The organism is Sphingomonas sp. MMS24-J13 (genome assembly GCF_044905095.1).
Classification (GTDB): Bacteria; Pseudomonadota; Alphaproteobacteria; order Sphingomonadales; family Sphingomonadaceae; genus Sphingomonas_I.
This window is the reverse complement of sequence record NZ_CP173258.1, coordinates 2,732,998-2,751,768: the sequence shown is the minus strand read 5'-3', so window position 1 is coordinate 2,751,768 and position 18,771 is coordinate 2,732,998. Positions and strand designations below refer to the sequence as shown.

General features: G+C 64.2%; 13 protein-coding genes. 9 read left to right on the top strand and 4 right to left on the bottom strand.

Going from position 1 to position 18,771, the window contains the following annotated elements:
• Positions 1-6 precede the first annotated feature (6 nt).
• The 4 genes from AB4Z44_RS12810 to AB4Z44_RS12795 all read left to right on the top strand — a co-directional run bounded on the left by AB4Z44_RS12810 (position 7) and on the right by AB4Z44_RS12795 (position 4,881).
• Positions 7-1,374 (top strand): formimidoylglutamate deiminase, encoded by a 1,368-nt coding sequence (locus tag AB4Z44_RS12810; RefSeq protein WP_404714226.1) that lies wholly within the window; start codon positions 7-9, stop codon positions 1,372-1,374.
• Positions 1,371-2,087, top strand: coding sequence for a UTRA domain-containing protein (locus AB4Z44_RS12805; protein WP_404710086.1), 717 nt, complete (start codon positions 1,371-1,373; stop codon positions 2,085-2,087). The genes AB4Z44_RS12810 and AB4Z44_RS12805 overlap by 4 nt, the downstream gene beginning before the upstream one ends.
• On the top strand, positions 2,084-3,394 hold the full coding sequence (locus tag AB4Z44_RS12800) for an NAD(P)/FAD-dependent oxidoreductase (RefSeq protein ID WP_404710085.1): 1,311 nt from the start codon (positions 2,084-2,086) through the stop codon (positions 3,392-3,394). Before AB4Z44_RS12805 ends, AB4Z44_RS12800 begins: the two co-directional genes overlap by 4 nt.
• Positions 3,395-3,486: 92 nt before the next feature.
• Positions 3,487-4,881 (top strand): purine-cytosine permease family protein, encoded by a 1,395-nt coding sequence (locus AB4Z44_RS12795; RefSeq protein ID WP_404710084.1) that lies wholly within the window; start codon positions 3,487-3,489, stop codon positions 4,879-4,881.
• Here AB4Z44_RS12795 and eat read toward each other — a convergent pair.
• The 4 genes from eat to AB4Z44_RS12775 form a co-directional block, all read right to left on the bottom strand.
• Positions 4,856-6,199 carry an ethanolamine permease gene (gene eat, locus AB4Z44_RS12790; protein WP_404710083.1) on the bottom strand — a complete coding sequence of 448 codons (1,344 nt, stop codon included), beginning with the start codon at positions 6,197-6,199 and terminating at the stop codon, positions 4,856-4,858. The two genes, AB4Z44_RS12795 and eat, sit on opposite strands and share 26 nt — an antisense overlap.
• A 177-nt stretch (positions 6,200-6,376) precedes the next feature.
• Positions 6,377-8,380, bottom strand: coding sequence for a sulfotransferase (locus AB4Z44_RS12785; RefSeq protein WP_404710082.1), 2,004 nt, complete (start codon positions 8,378-8,380; stop codon positions 6,377-6,379).
• A gap of 101 nt (positions 8,381-8,481) precedes the next feature.
• A complete protein-coding gene (locus AB4Z44_RS12780; RefSeq protein WP_404710081.1) occupies positions 8,482-11,109 on the bottom strand; it encodes a TonB-dependent receptor in 2,628 nt (875 codons plus the stop codon).
• 373 nt (positions 11,110-11,482) lie between these two features.
• A complete protein-coding gene (locus AB4Z44_RS12775) occupies positions 11,483-12,457 on the bottom strand; it encodes a LysR family transcriptional regulator (RefSeq protein ID WP_404710080.1) in 975 nt (324 codons plus the stop codon).
• A gap of 348 nt (positions 12,458-12,805) precedes the next feature.
• Here AB4Z44_RS12775 and AB4Z44_RS12770 point away from each other — a divergent pair, with 348 nt between their 5' ends.
• The 5 genes from AB4Z44_RS12770 to AB4Z44_RS12750 all read left to right on the top strand — a co-directional run bounded on the left by AB4Z44_RS12770 (position 12,806) and on the right by AB4Z44_RS12750 (position 18,771).
• The gene (locus tag AB4Z44_RS12770; RefSeq protein ID WP_404710079.1) at positions 12,806-13,318 is read left to right on the top strand and encodes a prolyl-tRNA synthetase associated domain-containing protein; all 513 of its coding nucleotides are present in this window, start codon (positions 12,806-12,808) and stop codon (positions 13,316-13,318) included.
• Positions 13,319-13,395: 77 nt separating this feature from the next.
• Positions 13,396-15,903: an FAD-dependent oxidoreductase gene (locus tag AB4Z44_RS12765; protein WP_404710078.1), complete on the top strand. Its 2,508-nt coding sequence runs from the start codon at positions 13,396-13,398 to the stop codon at positions 15,901-15,903.
• Positions 15,904-15,905: 2 nt separating this feature from the next.
• Positions 15,906-17,147, top strand: coding sequence for an aromatic ring-hydroxylating dioxygenase subunit alpha (locus AB4Z44_RS12760; protein ID WP_404710077.1), 1,242 nt, complete (start codon positions 15,906-15,908; stop codon positions 17,145-17,147).
• Positions 17,148-17,185: 38 nt separating this feature from the next.
• Positions 17,186-17,518 (top strand): cupin domain-containing protein, encoded by a 333-nt coding sequence (locus AB4Z44_RS12755; protein ID WP_404710076.1) that lies wholly within the window; start codon positions 17,186-17,188, stop codon positions 17,516-17,518.
• Positions 17,518-18,771 carry a sarcosine oxidase subunit beta family protein gene (locus AB4Z44_RS12750; protein WP_404710075.1) on the top strand — a complete coding sequence of 418 codons (1,254 nt, stop codon included), beginning with the start codon at positions 17,518-17,520 and terminating at the stop codon, positions 18,769-18,771. The genes AB4Z44_RS12755 and AB4Z44_RS12750 overlap by 1 nt, the downstream gene beginning before the upstream one ends.

Sequence of the window (18,771 nt, the reverse complement as noted above, 5' to 3'; positions counted from 1 at the left end):
GCCGTCCTGACCGACACGCTCTGCCTTCATGCCCGTGAGGTTTTGCTGCCCGATGGCTGGGGCAAGCAGGTGCGCATAGTCATCGAGGATGGCTCGATCACCAGCATCGTGCCGCAATCATTGCCTCAGCCGGGCGACGAGCGGCATGCCGTCCTGCTGCCCGGCCTGCCCAATTTGCACAGCCATGCCTTCCAGCGCGGCATGGCGGGTTTCGCCGAGACGCGCGGGCCGGGCGCCGACAGCTTCTGGACGTGGCGCGAGGCGATGTACCGCTTCGTCGGCCGGATCGGGCCCGATGATCTGACCGCGGTTGCCGCCCTGGCCTATGTCGAGATGCTCGAAAGCGGCTTCACCCGCGTCGGGGAATTCCATTACCTCCATCATGATCGCGACGGGCAGCCCTTCGGCGATCCGGCCGAGATGAGCCTGGCGATCATGGCTGCGGCCGAGGCGAGCGGGATCGCGCTGACGCATCTCCCGGTCTTCTACGCGCATGCCGGCTTCGGTGGCCTCGCGCCGCATGAGGGCCAGCGCCGCTTCATCCATGGCCTCGACGATTTCGCGCGGCTGCTCGAGGGTGTCCGCGCGGCGGCAGCCTATCTGCCCGACAGCATCGTCGGCATCGCGCCGCATAGCTTGCGCGCGGTGACCGCTGACGAACTCTCGGCCTTGTCGGATCTGGCGGGTGAAGCACCGATCCACATCCACATCGCCGAACAGGTGCGGGAGGTGGAGGATTGCCTGCAATGGTCGGGCGCGCGTCCGGTCGAATGGCTGTTCGAACATGCGGCGGTGGACCGGAATTGGTGCCTCGTCCATGCAACCCACATGACCGAAGCCGAGACGATGATATTGGCGACCAGCGGCGCCGTCGCCGGGCTCTGCCCGATCACCGAGGCCAACCTGGGCGACGGCATCTTCCCGGCATCGTCTTTCCTCGCCGCCGGTGGCCGGTACGGAATCGGATCGGACTCGAACGTGCGGATCGACGCGACCGAGGAATTGCGGCTGCTCGAATATGGCCAGCGGCTCTCGCTGCGGCAGCGCAACGTCCTCGCCGCCGGCGTCGGCGCATCGACCGGCGAGGCGCTCTGGCGCGGTGCGCTGAAAGGGGGCGGGCAGGCGCTCGGCGATCATGAGGCGGGCATCGCGATCGGGCGGCCGGCGGACCTCGTCAGCCTCGATACCGAGCATCCGTCCTTATGGGAGCGCCGCAACGCGCAACTGATCGACGGGCTGATATTCGCTGCGGGCCAGCCGGCGGTGGATTGCGTCTGGCGGCGCGGGCGCAAGGTGGTCAGCGGCGGAAGGCATATCGCGCGTGATCGTATCGCGCAGATCTACCGGACGGCGCTCGCGAAAATGCTGATATGAGCCTGCCGCTCCACGAGCGTATCCGCGCCGATATCGAGGGGCAGATCCTCTCCGGTACGCTTGCGCCGGGCGATCGTATCCCGACCGAGCATGCGCTGATGGCTGAGCATGGCTGCTCGCGCATGACGGTGAACAAGGCCCTGTCCTCGCTCGCCGCCGCGCGGTTGATCGATCGGCGCAAGCGGGCGGGATCGTTCGTTGCGCATCCGCGGCTGCACGCGATGATCCTCGACGTGCCCGATCTGCCGCAGGAGGTGCTCGCGCGCGGGCAATGCTACGAATATCGCCTCCTGACCCGCAAGGTGAAGCCATCGAAGCCCGCGCAGGACAAATTGTTCGACGTCGGGCCCGGCCGCGTGCTCGAGGTTTCGGGTATCCACCTCGCCGACGGTCGCCCGCTCGCGGTCGAGCATCGGCAAGTCAGCCTCGAATCCGTGCCCTCGATCGAAGATGCGGCTTTCGATCGCGATCCGCCGGGTACCTGGCTGCTTCGCCATGTTCCCTGGACCGAGGCCGAAACGCGCATCTCGGCATCAGCGGCGGACAGCCGGACCGCCGCGCTATTGCAGGTGCAGCCCGGAGCGCCTTTGCTCCAGATCGAGCGGCGCACCTGGCGCGGCGACGATCCGATCACCGCCGTCCGCCAGTCCTTCCTTGGATCCGGCTATGACCTGTTCGCCCGGTTCAACGCCACGGAGTCCGCCAAACGGTGAGCAATTCGTCCTCCTTCGATGCCGTCATCATCGGCGCCGGCGTGATTGGCTGCTCGATCGCGCTCGCGCTCACGCGCAAGGGCTATCGCACGCTCAATATCGATAAGTTGCCGGCCGCCGGCTATGGATCGACCTCGTCGTCGGCGGCGATCATCCGGCCTTATTATTCGACCGTCGAGGGCACCGCGCTCGCCTATGAAGGCCATTTCTACTGGCAGGAGTGGGCCGATTTCCTCGGGCTCGATCCGGCCGAACGGCTCACCCAATATATCCAGTGCGGTTGTCTCGTGCTGATGTCCGCGGGCGAGGATCGGCTGGCGGCGACGCAGCGCACGCTCGGTGCGGTCGGCGTGCCGTTCGACGTGATCGAGCCCGAAGAGCTTCGCCGGCGCGCGCCGACGATCGACTTGCAATCCTTCGCGCCGCCCAAGCGGATCGACGATCCCGAATTCGGCTTGCCCAATGGCGGCACCTTGGGTGGGGCGATCTTCTGCCCGACCGGGGGCTATATCAACGATCCTCAGCTGGCCTGCCACAATCTGGCGCAGGCGAGCATCGCGCGCGGCGCAACCTATCGCTTCAACCGCGAGGTGGTGGAGATCCTCCGCGTAGACGGTCGCGTCACCGGGCTGGTCCTCGACGATCGCGAGCGGATCGAGGCGCCGGTGGTGATCAACGCCGCCGGCCCGCATTCGTCGAAGATCAACGCGATGGCCGGGGTCGCAGCCGACATGACGATCGCGACCGGCGCGATGCGGCAGGAGGTGGTCCATGTGCCCGCGCCCGCCGGCTTCGCGTTCGGCGCGCGCGGCAGCGTGATGACCGATGGCGACAGCGGGGTCTATATGCGGCCCGAGACCGGCAACCATATGCTGATCGGCTCGCTCGAGCCCGCCTGCGACACGCTCGAATGGGCCGATCCCGATACGTTCGTGCCCGAGCTGACCGAGCAATCGACCAACCAATTATGGCGCGCAGCCCAGCGTTTCCCGACGCTCGGCATCCCCAACCAGGCGCAGGGGCTGGCGGCGCTCTACGATGTCAGCAGCGACTGGATCCCGATCTACGACCGATCCGATCTCGACGGCTATTTCATGGCGATCGGCACCAGCGGCAACCAGTTCAAGAATGCCCCGGTGGTCGGCGAGATGATGGCGGAGCTGGTCGAGTATTGCGCGAAGGGCGGCGATCATGATGCCGAGCCGCTGACTTTTCACCTAAGGCACATTGACCGGGACCTCAGCCTCAGCTTCTTCTCGCGCAAGCGGCCGGTACACGCGGAGAGCAGCTTCTCCGTTCTGGGTTAGGGGGCGGTGATCATCGAGCAATTCATTTGTCACCCTGAACTTGTTTCAGGGTCCACCGGGCGTGCAGCACTGTCCGTGCGGAGGCCTGGTGGATGCTGAAACAAGTTCAGCATGACGGGGAGGGGATTGCTCCGGCGTTCGAGGATCGCACGATCCAGCAGATCCCGCTCGACCGGCGCCATGGGCGGCCGCGCGACCTCTTCACGCTCTGGTTCGGCGCCAACCTGACGACGCTGACGATTGCGACCGGCGCGCTTTGCACCACCATCTTCCATCTCTCGCTGGCGGCATCGATCTTCGCCATCGTGTTCGGCAATCTGTTCGGCGCGATCTTCATGGCACTGCATGCGGCGCAGGGGCCGCATCTCGGCGTGCCGCAGATGGTGCAGACTCGCGGCCAGTTCGGCGCGCGCGGGGCGCTGGCGGTGATCGCGTTCGTCGCGCTGATGGATGTCGGCTTCTTCGCGACCAACCTCGTCCTCAGTGCGCAATCGCTGCACTTCGCTTTGCCGGCGGCGACACCTGGCATCTCGATCGCGGCGGTCGCGCTGATCGGCACGGCGGCGACGATCTTCGGCCATGATCTGATCCACCGTTTCACCCGCGCGATGGTCTGGCTGGCGGGCATCGCGATGCTCGCCTGCTTCGTCGTCCTGCTGTGGCGCTACCCGCACACCGATCTGTTCGCCGGGCAGCCGATGACTATCGCGGGCTTGCTCGGCGCGATCTCGACTTCGGTGCTGTGGCAGGTCGCCTACGCGCCCTACGTCTCCGATTATTCACGTTACCTGCCGCCCGAGACCGGCCAGCGCGCCGCTTTCTGGACGAGTTATTGGGGCTGCGTGATCGGATCGATCATCCCGATGCTGCTGGGGGCGTGGCTCGGCAGCCTGTTTCCCGCGCTGGACATGTCGCAGGCGCTGGCCGCGGGCACCGGAGCGCTTGGCTATGTCGCGATTCCGATCCTGACGCTCAGCATCGCCGCCGCGAGCGCAATCAGCCTCTATTGCGCGGTGCTCGCGACGATCGCGATCATCCAGACCTTTGCGCCCGCCTGGCAGGCGCGGGCAAAGGCGCGAACGATCCTGTCGCTCCTATTGGCGGCGATCGCGGTGGTGATGGCCCTGTTCGCCGGGCCCCATTTTATGGAGGCCTACACCAACTTCCTGCTGCTTCTGCTTTACGTGATGGTGCCGTGGACTGCGATCAACCTCGTCGATTATTATCTGATCCGGCATGGCGATTATAATGTCGCCTCGTTCCTGCGCGCGGATGGCGGGATCTATGGCCATTATAACGGCGTCGCCTTGTTCTGTTATGCGGTGGGTATCGTCGTGCAGATCCCCTTTGTGGCGAACGGGCTCTATTCGGGGCCGATCGCGCGGATGTTGCACGGCGCGGACCTGTCGTGGATTGCGGGACTGCTGGTCGTGAGCCCGCTTTATTATGTGATCGCGCGGTTCAAGAGGCAGGGCGCCGCCTGGTGAGGCTGGCGATTCCGACCGTGACCACCATCAGCCCGACGAAGATCGCGAACAGCTGCGGATTGTACCAGGCCATCGTCAGCAGCGCGAAGCCGGCGATGCCGAGTGCCACCGCGGGCGCCAATGGGTAAAGTGGCGTGCGCCAGGGCCGGTCGAGATCGGGCGCGATGCGACGCAGGCGGAACAGGCTCGCCATGCTCGTGACGTACATCAGCAAGGCGCCGAAGGCCGACAAAGTGACGATGCTGGCGGTGAGCGTCTGCCCGGCGATCACGATCAGATTGTCGCTGTAGATCGCGGCGATGCCGATCACCCCGCCGACGATCGTCGCGACATCCGGCGTCTGGAATCGCGGATGGAGCCGCGCGCAGGCAGCGGGCAGGTAACCGGCGCGGGCAAGCGCGAAGATCTGGCGGGCATAGCCGAGGATGATGCCGTGAAACGACGCCACCAGCCCGAACAGGCCGAGCCAGACGAGCATGTGCAGCCAGCCGCTCGATGCCCCGACCACGCTCTTCATCGCCTGCGGCAGCGGATCGTTGACCGAGGATAAAGCGTGCCAGTCGCCCGCGCCGCCGCTCAGGATCATTACCCCGAAAGCGAGCGCGACCAATGTGAGGATGCCGCCGGCATAAGCGATCGGAATCGTACGGCGCGGATCGCGGGCCTCCTCGGCCGCCATCGCGACCCCCTCGATTGCCAGGAAGAACCAGATCGCGAAGGGGGCGGCGGCGACCATCCCGCCGATCGCGCCGATGTGGAAGGTCGAGGACCCGGCCCAGCCACCGGCGGCGAATTTGCTCCATTCGAACGCCGGCGCCACCACGCCCATGAAGACAAGCAGTTCGGCGACAGCGAGCAGGGTCACGACGATCTCGAACGTCGCGGCGATGCGCACGCCGACGATGTTGAGCGCCATGAACAGCAGGTAGGCCCCGAGCGCACCCAACTTGGGATCGAGCCCGGGAAACTGGACGTTGAGATAGGCGCCGATCGCCAGCGCGATGGCGGGCGGAGCGAACAGGAACTCGATCAGGGTCGCGAAGCCCGCGATCATGCCGCCGAGCGGCCCGAACGCGCGGTGGCTATAGGCGAACGGCCCGCCCGCCTGTGGGATCGCGGTGGTCAGCTCGGTGAAGCTGAACACGAAGGCGAGATACATCACCGCAATGACGATGGTGGTGATCAGGAAGCCGAGCGTGCCGGCCTGCGCCCAGCCGAAGCTCCAGCCGAAATATTCGCCCGAAATGACGAGGCCGACGGCAATCGCCCACAAATGGAAAGCGTTCAGCGACTTGTCGAGCGTGACCTGTCCATCCATCCGTGCTGCCCCCTTGCGTGCTCCCAAGTGTAGAACAACATGAGACCAAATCATCACCGTCATTCCCGCGAAGGCGGGAATCCATATTCTCTGAAGCTCGCGAATAACTGCCTGCGTTAGAGTTTATGGATCCCCGCCTCCGCGGGGATGGCGGATTAATCCAACGTCGCTCTGCCCCTACGTGCGATAAAGCTCCATCGCGTCCCCAAGCGCCTCGCGCAGCGGCTCGAGCCAGCGCGCGTAGTTACGCCACTGGTCGAGCCCTTCGCGGAAGATTGGCTGGCGCACCTGTTCCGAGCTCGGCGTACGCACGCTGCGGGTGTTGCGGTGGAATTCGATGCAAGCAGGTTCGAACTCCAGCCCGCAATAATCGAGAATCCGGCGCACGCTTCCCTCGAGATCGTCGACGACATCCTCGTGCTGCACGCGCAGGACATAGCCCGGCAGCGCCGCATCCCAATGGCGCATCAGATCGAGATAGGTACGGTAGTAACGCGCGATATCCTCGATCGAATAAGCGAATTCCTGCCCGCTTGCGAAGAGCTGCTTCAGATTGCTGAAGCAGCAGGACATCGGGTCGCGCCGCGCATCGATGATCTTCGCGTTGGGCAGCATCAATTTGATCAGCCCGATATGCCGGAAATTGTTCGGCATCTTGTCAATGAAGAAGGCGCGATCGGTGCGGAAAGCGCGCGTGTCGGTCATATAGCGCCGGCCGAGCGCCGCGAAATCCTCGGCACCTGGGCTGTTCAAGATCCCAGGATAGCGCGGATTGCCGGGATCCTGATCGCGGCCCTGCAATTCATGGACGATGCGTTGGATATCGGCGAGTTCGTGCGTGCCCTCGACCTGCGAGTGCGAGGCCAGGATCTGCTCGATCAGGGTCGAACCCGCCCGGGGCAGACCGACCACGAAGATCGGATCGCGATCCTGAGCGCCCCAGCCTTCGCGCGCCCGGAAGAAGTCCGGGGTGCAGACCGCTTTCTGCAGGCGGGTATTGGTTTCGAACGCCTCGGGCGTGTAGCGGATTTCCGCGCGCTGCAGGGCATTGCCGCGCTCGTAATAACCCCAGGATTTGGCATGGTCGCCACGGTCCTCGTAGGCCTTGCCGAGCGCGAAGCAGAGGTGGATGCGGTCGAGGCTGGCGATCCCTGCGGCGGCCTCCTCGGTGCGCATCCGGGCGATCTCGCCATCCTCGAAGCGGTAGCGCTTGAGGTTGGCGAGGCTCCAGTAAGCATCGCCGAAGGCGGGGCGGGCCGCCGCCGCCGCGCGATAGGCTTCGACCGCTTCGGCCAGTTGTCCGATCGTCTTGAGGCCGTGGCCGAGCCAGAGGTGCGCGTCGGCATGACCGGGCGTCTCTGCCAGCAATTCGCGATAGACCGCGATGGCGTGATCGTGATCGCCCAGGCCCACCGCCGCGGTCGCATCGAGCGTCCGATAGTCCGGATTGCGAGGATCGATCGCAAGCAACTGACTAAGCTGCGCCCGCGCCTCCGCATATTTGTGGCGGTAGACGAGGCAGCGCGCATAATCGTAGCGCGCGGGGTGATGATCAGGGGCGAGCCGCATCACGCCCGCCAGCAGCATCTCGGCATCGTCGAGCACGTCGTGCGCCATCCCGATCTTGGCGAGCAGGCGCATCGCCTCGGCATGATCGCCATGACGCAGCAGGAAGGCGCGGATGATCTGCTCGGCCGGGGCGATATCGCCGTCGGAAAAGAGCGCGGTCGCGGTCACCACTTCGGGCGGCTGGGCGGCGAGGATCTGGCGGTGGCCGGCCGCGCGCGCCGAATTCTCCTGATCGCCGATCAGGCGGTAGACGCCTTCCAGCATCCGCCAGCTCATCGGCAAGGCCGGGTTGATGTTCACCGCCGTCAGCAGGGCCTCGATCGCAGCCGGCGCGTCCTTGCGCACGACATGGCACAGGCCGCGCTCCTGATGCATCAGGCTGAATTGCGGCTTGAGCAGAGCGAGCCGATCGAGCGTCGCCAGCGCCGCATCGATCTGGCCGAGATAGCGTTGGCAGATCGCCGTGAGCAGCAGCAGATCGCGGTTCTCCGGATAGGCGGCGAGCAAAGGCTGGAGTTGCCCGAGTGCCTCGCCATGGCGGCCGGCATCGGCGGCGGCCCGCAGCCGGGCGAGCTCCTGTTCGAGCGAAATCGGCGGGGAAAGCGTATTCATGAATATAGCGATCCGCCTGGAAAGTAGCGGACATCTCCATGGAGGAGCGGTCCGCTACAATCCAGCGTCATCGGCAAAGGCCTGCCCGAAGGGCAATCCGATCAGAAATCGAAGGTGAATTTGACGCCATAGGTCGTCGGGCGGACGACCGTCCGGGATTCGATATATTGCGCCGACGAGGTGAAGGTGCTGGCGTGGCTGTTGAAGATATTGTCGCCGAAGATCGACGCCGACCAATTGTCCTTGCGCAGGCCAACCTGGGCATCGGCGAGAGCGTAGCCCTTCATACGATAGCGCAGCAACGTGCTGTTGTAGATGGTCGAGCCCTCGACGCCTGCCGGGAAGTTGGCCGGCTGGTTGTAGGTCGAGCCGGTATAGGTGACGCCGGCGCCAACCCAATATTTCAGCGCGGCCGGGCCCGACCAATCGTAGCGGATCCGCGCATTGCCCTGGAAGTGCGGCGCGAACGGCAGCGATGACCCGACCAGGCCGAACGGCGCCTGGATCGGGACCATCTTGCCGCCCTTCAGCCGCTCCGTGATGCACTGGCCGAGGGTCGACGATCCGGGCACGGTGGACACGAGGCAGGGCGACGAGACCTGCTTGCTGTCGTTATAGGTTGCCGATCCCTGGATCGAGAGGCCGCTGATCGGGCGGTAGGTCAGCTGAATTTCGCCGCCCTTGATATGATAATCGGCGCCGTTGACGACGAACGTCGTATTGCCGAAACCGTCGCCCGGATCGAAGAAACCGAACTGGATATTGTTCCAGACCATATAATAACCGGACAGGTTCACCTGGAGCTTGTGGTCCAGCATGTCGGCCTTGATACCGGCTTCCCAGTTGGTCAGCTTGTCGGGCGCGTAGCCGTTCGGGATCAGATACTGGTTCACGCCATTGGCGCCGGGCAGAACAGTCTTCGCGGTCCGGTTGAACCCGCCCGGACGGAAGCCCTGGCTGAACGTGCCGTAGATCGTGAGAAGATTGGTCGGCTTCCACGTCAGCGTGCCGCGGCTGCGGAAGCCGTGGTAGACGACATGGTCGTTATTGGCGTCGATATTGACCATGTCACCGCCCACACCCGTCTTGCAGACGAGCACGTTCAGGCAGTTCGATACCGGGAACATGCCATATTGCGATCCGGTCTCGAATTCCTTGTAGTGGTAATAACGCGTGCCGCCGCTGAGCGTCAGGTTCGGGAAGATATCGAAATCGACCGACGCGAAGCCGGCATATTGATCATAGCCGCGCTGCGTGTCTTCGCCGAACGCAACCTTCGGCCCGCGCGTGCCCGGAATGTTCATGGTCGTACCCGGAAGCGGCTGCAGCAGGCCAAGGCAGCCGGTGCCGCCGGCGATCAATTCGTTCGTGCAGGTCGGCGTCGACTTATAGTCGAAGTCCATATTGTCGTAGATGCGGAACTTCTCGTAGAAACCACCGACGATGAAGCGCAGGCGCTTCTCGACCGGGCTCGAGAGCCGCAGTTCGTGGCTCATGTGGGTGCTGCGCGTCTTGTCGTGCCAGTAGCTGTACGGATCGTAGCAATAAGGCTGGCCGTTGACGCCGTTGCCGATCCCGGTGCCGCTGCCGACGCACTGATAATAAGAGCCGAAGCGACGCGAGTAGTTGGTATAATCCTGCTGCGTCTCGATATGCCGGACCATGTAGGCGCCGGTATAGACGATATGGAAATCGCCGAGCTTGCCGTTCAACGTCCAGGCGGTGTTCGAGAAATCGTCCTTGTTGTAGCTCGGCTCGAACGTCACCGTCTGCAGGCGGCCGAGCTTCACATTGTCCGGGCTGTAGGGTTCTTCGGCGAACGTACCCTGCGCATCGAGCTTCTGGTACATTTCCGAGACCAGGAAATCCCAGTCGTCGCTGATCTGCCACTTCGCCGCGATCCGGCCGCCGATATAGTCGACCGGGTTGAAATCCTTCTTGGAGGTCGAGGTATTGTTATATTGCCCGCCGTTGGACTGGTTCGCCGAAGTCGGATTGGGCAGATAGTTGGCGTAGGGATCGTGCGACGTGCGGGTATAGGTGCCGTAGACGTTGTCGATATAGCCACCATGATGATCGTCATAGATCACCGCGCGGACCGCGAGCTTGTCCTTCACGATCGGAATGTTGATGGTGGCGTTGAACGATCCGTTGGGCGCACCGCCGCGCGTGGCGCCGGCGCTGCCCTCGAAATGGCCCTCGAACACATCCAGCTTGGGCTTGTTGGTGATGTAGCGCACCGCGCCCGCCTCCGCACCGCCGCCGAAGAGCGTACCCTGCGGGCCTTCGAGCACCTCGACCCGCTCCATGTCGGCGACATAGATGTCGGCGTTGCGCGCCGGGAACTGCATCGACTGATCGTCGAGATAGAGCGCGACGTTCGGGAAGTAGCCGGTGGTCGAAGCCGACTGACTGCCGGCGAAACCGCTCGACAGGCCGCGCAGGAAGATCGATCCGGCGCCCGGCCCGTTATTGCCGAAGGTGACGTTCGGCGTGAACTTCATCAGGTCGTTGAAGTTGGCGACGTTGAGCTTGGACAGCGTGTCGCCGGTGAACGCCTGGATGGTCAGCGGAACCTTCTGGAGGCTCTCGTTGCGCCGCGTGGCGGTCACAATGATCTCGCCGGGCGTCGTATCGGCTGGCGCCGCGCCGGCGGCCTGCGGTTCTGCATGGGCAACGCCGCTGATCATGGCGGCGGCGGCGCAGGATATCAGATAACGCGACTTCATTTTCTTCCCCCCAAGGCAAGATCAACGAACGCACTTGATCAGAACACTCGGCTCCCCCGCCGACTCGTCCGCTCTTTGCGGCTGTCACTGTTCCTTAACGCTACCTGTCAGCATTCCCGAGGTCCATGCTGCACTGCGATGCCGTTATCTATCATGGCAGCTATAAGAAAAAACTATGGAGCGTCCCGGAAGCCGGGAAATTGCCGAATTCTGTTGTTTGTCGAACACATATTGCCTGCAATGTGCGTGATCTTCCGCTTTATCGCCGCGGCGAAGGCGGGAGCGTCGGCAGAGACTAAGTGCGCTCCTATTCTCCCGAGATACAAGTTTTCGCCGGGGACGACCTATTTGGGGAATATCGTCGCCCGACCCTCTACGCTTCGCTCGTAATACCCGGCCAGCCGATCACGTCGGCCAGCCAGGGCAGTTCCTGCGCCAGTGCAACAAGACGGCTGGTGCGCAGGCTGCGCTCCGCAACAGCCGCGATGTCGCGCGGCAAGGTCCCGAATTCGCCGCGGCGTGCCACCAGGTGGATCGTCCGGCGGAACTGGGCGCGCTTGAGTGGCGCGACCCGAAGGTGGGGCAGCATGTCGATATGGCTCGCCAGGCAAAGCGGCGTCGTGATGCTCCAGCCGAAGCCCGCCGCGACGCTCGACACCTGCTGCTCGGTCGAGTCGATTTCGACGACGTTCGGCAAAGCGAGCCGAAGCCGCGCGAGCTGACGCTCGATCCGCTGCCCCATCGCCGACAGCAGCGAAAAGCGAACGAATGGCAATCCCGCCAGTTCATCCAGCGGATCCAGCGGCCCTTCATGGCCGGCCGGCGCGATCAGGATGAAATATTCGGTCATCAGCGGAAAATGATCGACCTCGTCCGAATCGCGCAACTGGCTGCTGCCGGTGATGAGCATGTCGATCTTGCGGGTCAGGAACTCATGATGCTGCAGCAACGAGATGCCCGATCGCAGCTGCCAGCGCGTCGCCCGCCCGCCGAGCTCGAGCAGAAGCGGCGCGGTCAGGTGATTGGCTAGGCTCTCGGCGAGCGCGATCGTCACGCTGTCGACCGGGCGCTGGCTGCCCTCACGCACCTCGATCGTCAGGTTGCGGGCCGCCGCGAGCAGGCGCGTGCCCTCCTGCAACAGCAGCTTGCCGCTCGGCGTCAGCGCGAGCGGTCGCATCGTACGATCGAACAACTTCACGCCGAGCGCCGCTTCCATCTTCAGGATGGTCTGCGACACCGCCGACTGGGTCATGCCGAGATGCTGACCGCTTTGCGTCATCCCGCCGAGTTCGGCGGTAAGGACGAACACTTCGAGCGAACTGAGATCGAAACCCGGCGGCATCTTCATGTGGCGTGAAGTCCTCGTGCGTGAGCTTTACGTCCCTGGCGAGAAGATGATCGCATTTGTTTTCTTCGTCATGCTGAACTTGTTTCAGCATCCACCAGGCATCCGCACGGACAGTGCGGCACTCCCGGTGGACCCTGAAACAAGTTCAGGGTGACGAACACGTGGGGCGGCGGGATCGCAAGAGCCGCCCCATGTTCAAATGTGATCGCCCCATTGCTCATGGGCAGTCCGGACAAGAGCTAGCGCAGTCCCGGCGGCCTCGCCAAGCCTACAATTAGATTTACTTATCCGGTCGCACCATGGCCCTCCGCGCGCTATCCGGCGCGCCGTTCGATGAAGGAGCAGAATATGCATGACGAAGCGACTTTGCTGGCGGCGCTCGACCAGCTTGGCATCGCGTATGAGAATGTGCCGCATGCGGCGGTGTTCACCGTCGAGGAGAGCGAAAGCCTCCATCGCGCCATTCCCGGCGTGCACACCAAGAACCTGTTCCTCAAGGACAAGAATGGCCGCTTCTTCCTCGTCACGGTCGAGGCGCATGCGCGGGTCGATCTCAAGGCGCTGCCGGCGGCGATCGGGGCGGGCAAGGTGTCGTTCGGCAAGGCCGAGGATATGGAGCGGCTGCTCGGCGTCACCCCCGGCGCGGTGACGCCGCTGGCGGCGATCAATGCCGGCGAGGGCATGATCTCGGTGGTGCTCGACCCCGTCGTGGCGGAGGCTGAGCGGGTCAATGTCCACCCCCTGCACAACACGGCAACTTTGGGCCTGGCCGGGGCCGATCTGGTCGCCGCGCTTGCCGCCTGGGGGCACAAACCGGCCGTGGTCGCGATCCCGTCACCGCCTGCGGATAAGCAACTTTAATATCGCCAATCGGGGCACCAGGAATATCAGACGAGCATGGCGATTGCGGCCATCTCCAGCAACGGTGGACTGATCCCTTGAAGACAAGCGCGCGTGTGGTGGTGATCGGCGGCGGTGTGGTGGGCGTGGCGACGCTCTACCATCTCGCCAAGCTCGGCTGGACCGATGTCATGCTGATCGAGCGCAAGGAACTGACTTCGGGCTCGACCTGGCATGCGGCCGGCCTGCTGCCCTTGTTCAACCTGAGCTATTCGGTCGGCAAGATGCACCAATATTCGGTGGGTCTCTATCCGGCGCTGGAGGCCGAGACCGGGCTCAATGTCGGCTTCTCGAACGTCTCGAACATCCGCTTGGCCTGCACGCAGGACCGGCTCGACGAATACAAATATTATATGGGCATCGCCCGCACGATCGGGGTCGAGGTCGATCTGATCACGCCCGAAGAGCTCAAGGCGATCTGGCCCTTGTGCGACACGACCGGCGTACTGGCGGCGATCCGGCATCCGGCCGATGGCTATATCCAGCCGGCCGATCTCACCCAGGCGTTCGCGCGCGGCGCGCGGCAGATGGGGGCGGCGATCCATCGCAACACCGTCGTCACCGCGATCACGCAGCAGCCGAACGGCGAATGGCTCGTCTCGACGGATCAGGGCGATGTGCTGTGCGAGCATGTCGTTTCCGCGACCGGGAGTTTCGCCCGCCAGACCGGCGCGATGGTCGGGCTCGATATCCCGGTCATCCCGGTCGAGCACCAATATATCGTCACCGAACAGCATCCCGCGATCATGGAACGCAAGCGCCAGGGGCTCCCCGAAATGGGCGTGCTGCGCGAATCCGACGCGAGCTATTATATGCGCGAGGAAGCCGGTGGCCTGCTGCTCGGGCCGTACGAGATCGGTGCGCCGATCTGTTACCCGAACGGCCCGTCGGCCAATTCGGAATATGAATTGTTTCCCGAGGATCTCGATCGGCTGCTGCCTTATGTCGAGGCCGCGATCGCGCGCGTGCCGGCCTTTGCCGAGGTCGGCATCAAGCGCGTCTATAATGGCGCGATCGCCTATACGCCCGACGGCAGCCCGATCGTCGGCCCGGCGGCGGGTCTCAAGAATTTCTGGCTCAACGAAGGCCACAGCTTCGGCATCACCGCCGCGGGCGGCGCCGGCTGGCAGCTGGCCCACTGGATCGTCGATGGCGAGCCGACGATCGACATGACCGGCGTCGATCCGCGCCGCTTCGGCGATTATGCCGGCTTCGGCTACCTCCACGCCAAGACCGAGGAAGCCTATGCCAAGGTCTTCACCGTCCACTATCCCGACGAGGAGCGCGAGGCGGCGCGTGGGCTGCGCCGCACGCCGTGCTACGATCGGATGAAGGCCAAGGGCGCGGTGTTCGGCACCGTGTTCGGCTGGGAGCGCCCGAACTGGTTCGCACCCGAGGGCTATGAACTGAGCGAGGACGAAAAGGGCAGCGGCGATGTGCTGCTGAGCCACAATTATCCGACCCCCGACGGCGAAGCGCCGGTGCAGGAGAAATGGTCATTCCGCCGCTCCAACTATTTCGAGCATGTCGGCGCCGAATGCCGCCATGTCGCCGCCAAAGCCGGCCTGCTCGACATGAGCGCATTCGCCAAGTGCGAGATTTCGGGGCCGGGCGCCGAGGCGTGGCTCGACGGGCTGCTCACCAATGCGGTGCCGAAGACAATCGGCCGGGTGACCCTGTCTTACCTGCTCACCGCCAATGGCGGGGTGCGCTCCGAATTCACCGTCTACAAGAGCGGGCCGCAGCGTTTCTATCTGGTCTCGGCGGGCGCCTACGAGAAGCATGACCAGGATTATCTGCGCAAGGCGATGCCGAAGGACGGATCGGTCAGCTTCGAGCGACTGACCACCGCGATGGGCGTGCTGGTGCTGGCCGGCCCGAAATCGCGCGAGATCCTGGGCAAGCTCACCAGCACCGATCTGTCGAGCGCGGTCTTCCCGTGGCTGACCGGCAAGAAGATCAGCATCGGCGCTGCGCAGGTCGAAGCGCTGCGGGTCAATTTCGTCGGCGAGGCGGGCTGGGAAATCCATCACCCGATCGAGATGCAGAATTACATCTTCGACAAATTTTTCGAGGTGGGCGGCGACGATCTCAAGCCGTTCGGCATCCGCGCGATGGATTCGATGCGGCTGGAGAAGAGCTACAAGCTCATCCCACGCGAACTCTCGGTCGAATATTCGGCCTATGAGAGCGGGCTCGGCCGCTTCATCGGCCTGCGCAAACCGGGCTTCCTCGGCCGCGACGCGCTGCTTGCGCGCAAGGAGAAGGGCGAGGCGAATGCGTTCGTCACGCTCGAAGTGCATGGTATCACCGATGCCGATGCGCGCGGCGGCGAGCCGATCCTGCTGAATGGCGAAATGATCGGCCGCGCCACCTCGGGCGGCTATGGCTGGCGCATCGGCAAGAGCCTCGCGCTGGCGATGGTCGATCCTTCGCTCGCAGTCGCCGGTACCGCGCTGGAGATCGTCATTCTCGGTACGGTCTATCAGGCGACGGTGATCGCCGATTCCCCTTACGATCCGGCCAATGATGTTTTGAAGGGCTGAAGATGGCGCGCTTCGAAAATATCGCGAAACTGCTCGCGAAGGACCGCCCGGGCTACACCTTGCCGCGCGACCTCTATGTCGGCGAGGAGGCCTATGCGTTCGATACGCAGGTGATGCTCAAGCGGGTGTGGCTCTATGCCTGCACCGTCGCGCACATCAAGAAACCGGGCGACTGGTTCCTGTTCGAGCTGGCCAACAACTCGATCATCATCGTGCGCGGCCGCGATGGCCAGGTGCGCGCCTTCTACAATAGCTGCCGCCACCGCGGTGCCAAATTGTGCGAGGCGCAGAAGGGCAGGGCGCCGCGCCTGATGTGCCCCTATCATCAGTGGACCTACGGCCTCGACGGCCGCCTGCTCGCCGCGCGCGGCATGGCCGATGATTTCGACAAGGCCGATTTTCCGCTGACCCCGGTCGCGCTCGAGAACATCGGCGGGCTGATCTTCATCTGCATGAGCGACGATCCGCCGCCGATCGATCGGGTGAAGGCGGATATCGAAGCGCAGATCGCGATGTACGATCTCGAGAAATGCAAGGTCGCGGTGCAAGACGATCTGATCGAGCATGCCAATTGGAAGCTCGTGATGGAGAATAATCGCGAATGTTATCATTGCGATAACAACCATCCTGAGCTGCTCGCCTGCCTCGGCAATTCGGGTTTCGGCAAGGGCCTGCCCGAGGATGTGGCACCGGGCGTGATCGACGATACGGCCGAGGCGATCGCCGCCCAGCGCGAGGAATGGAAACGGCTCGGCATCTATCACGATCTGATCGAGTTTCCGGGCAACTGGTGGCACCGCATCGCACGCCTGCCGCTCGCCAACGGCGCGGTCAGCCAGACGCTCGACGGCAAGGTCGCTTCGACCAAGCTGCTCGGGCCGTTCACCGAACCCGATACGTCGAGCCTGTCGATCTGGACCCAACCCAACAGCTGGCACCATTTCTGCTGCGACCATGTCGTCACCTTCTCGCTGACCCCGCTGAGTCCGGACCGGACCTTGCTGCGGACGAGCTGGCTGGTGCGCGAGGATGCCGAGGAAGGCGTGGATTACGATCCCGCCAATCTCGCGGCGGTGTGGCGCGCGACCAACGGGCAGGACGGCTATCTCTCGGCGCTCAACCATGCCGGCATCGTCACCGACGGCTATCGTCCGGGTCCGTACAGCCTTGAGGAAAAGCTGGTCGAATATTTCAAGAATTTCTACGCCGACAATGCCCGCAAGGCGCTGGCGGAGGCGGAATAGGCCGTGCCTCATCTTCTTCAGGTGACGGGTGAAATCCGATGACCGATCTGGGCCTCCCGGCTGCGGGATCACGCGCGACCCCGCCGGCCGGGGATTGGGCGCCGTCGCCGGGCTCGCCCGGCTGGTCGGTTCGCGCGCTGCTGTTGGCGCCGGGCCTGTCGACCCAGCTGATGCGGGTCGAGCCGGGCACGGTCTCCGCGCCGCACGCGCATGACCAGACCGAACAGGTCTACATACTCGACGGCAGCCTTTACGATGACGACGGCACGATCCATCCGGCCGGCACCTTCATCGTCCGCGCCGCCGGTGCCGTGCATGGCGGCGGCAGCCGCGATGGCGCGACGATGCTCGTCGTCTATAGCGACGCCTGATGACCCGCTTCTCTTTCCCCACCCTCGTCGCCAAGGCGATCGGCCATCACAGGAGCTGGCCCGAGCAATGGCCCGATGCCGCGCCCAAGCCGGCCTATGATGCGGTCATCGTCGGCGCCGGCGGCCACGGCCTCGGCGCGGCTTATTATCTCGCCAAGAAGCATGGCCTCACCAATATCGCGGTGATCGAGAAAGGCTGGCTCGGCGGCGGCAATACCGGCCGCAACACGACGATCATCCGCTCGAACTACCTCTATGACGAGAGCGCACACCTCTACGATCATGCGGTGAAATTGTGGGACGGGCTCAGCCAGGAGCTCAACTACAACGTCATGTATTCGAAGCGCGGCGTCCTCATGCTCGCGCACAACGTCCATGACGTGCAGAGCTTCAAGCGGCACATATATTCGAACCGGCTGAACGGCGTCGATAACGAGTGGCTGACGGCGGAAGAGGCGCAGGCCTATTGCCCGCCGCTCTCGATCGATCCCAACGCGCGCCACCCCGTCCTCGGCGCTGCGCTCCAGCGGCGCGGCGGCACCGCGCGGCATGACTCGGTCGCGTGGGGCTATGCCCGCGGCGCGGCAGCGCTCGGCGTCGACATCATCCAGAATTGCGCGGTCACCGGAATCCGCCGCGGGCCCGACGGCGCGGTCACCGGGGTCGAGACCGAGCGCGGCTTCATTGCCACGAAGAAGATCGGCGTCTCGGCCGCCGGTAACACGTCGGTGGTGATGGAGATGGCGGGGCTCCGTTTCCCGCTCGAAAGCTTCCCACTGCAGGCTCTGGTGTCCGAGCCGGTGAAGCCCTTCTTCCCGTGCGTCGTCATGTCGAACACGGTCCATGCCTATATGAGCCAGTCCGACAAGGGCGAGCTCGTGATCGGCGCGGGCACGGATGCTTATGTGAGCTACTCGCAGCGTGGCGCGCTCCACATCGTCGAGCATACTTTGGCGGCGATCTGCGAGATCTTCCCGGTCGTGCGCCGCATGCGGATGCTGCGCAACTGGGGCGGGATCGTCGACGTCACCCCCGATCGTTCGCCCATTTTGGGAAAGACCCCCGTCAAGGGGCTCTACGTCAATTGCGGCTGGGGCACTGGCGGCTTCAAGGCGACCCCGGGCGCGGCCGATCTGCTCGCATGGACGATCGCCAAGGACGAACCCCACCCGATCAACGCGCCCTTCAATCTCGATCGCTTCCGCAACGGGCGGCTGATCGACGAAGCGGCGGCCGCGGCGGTGGCGCACTGA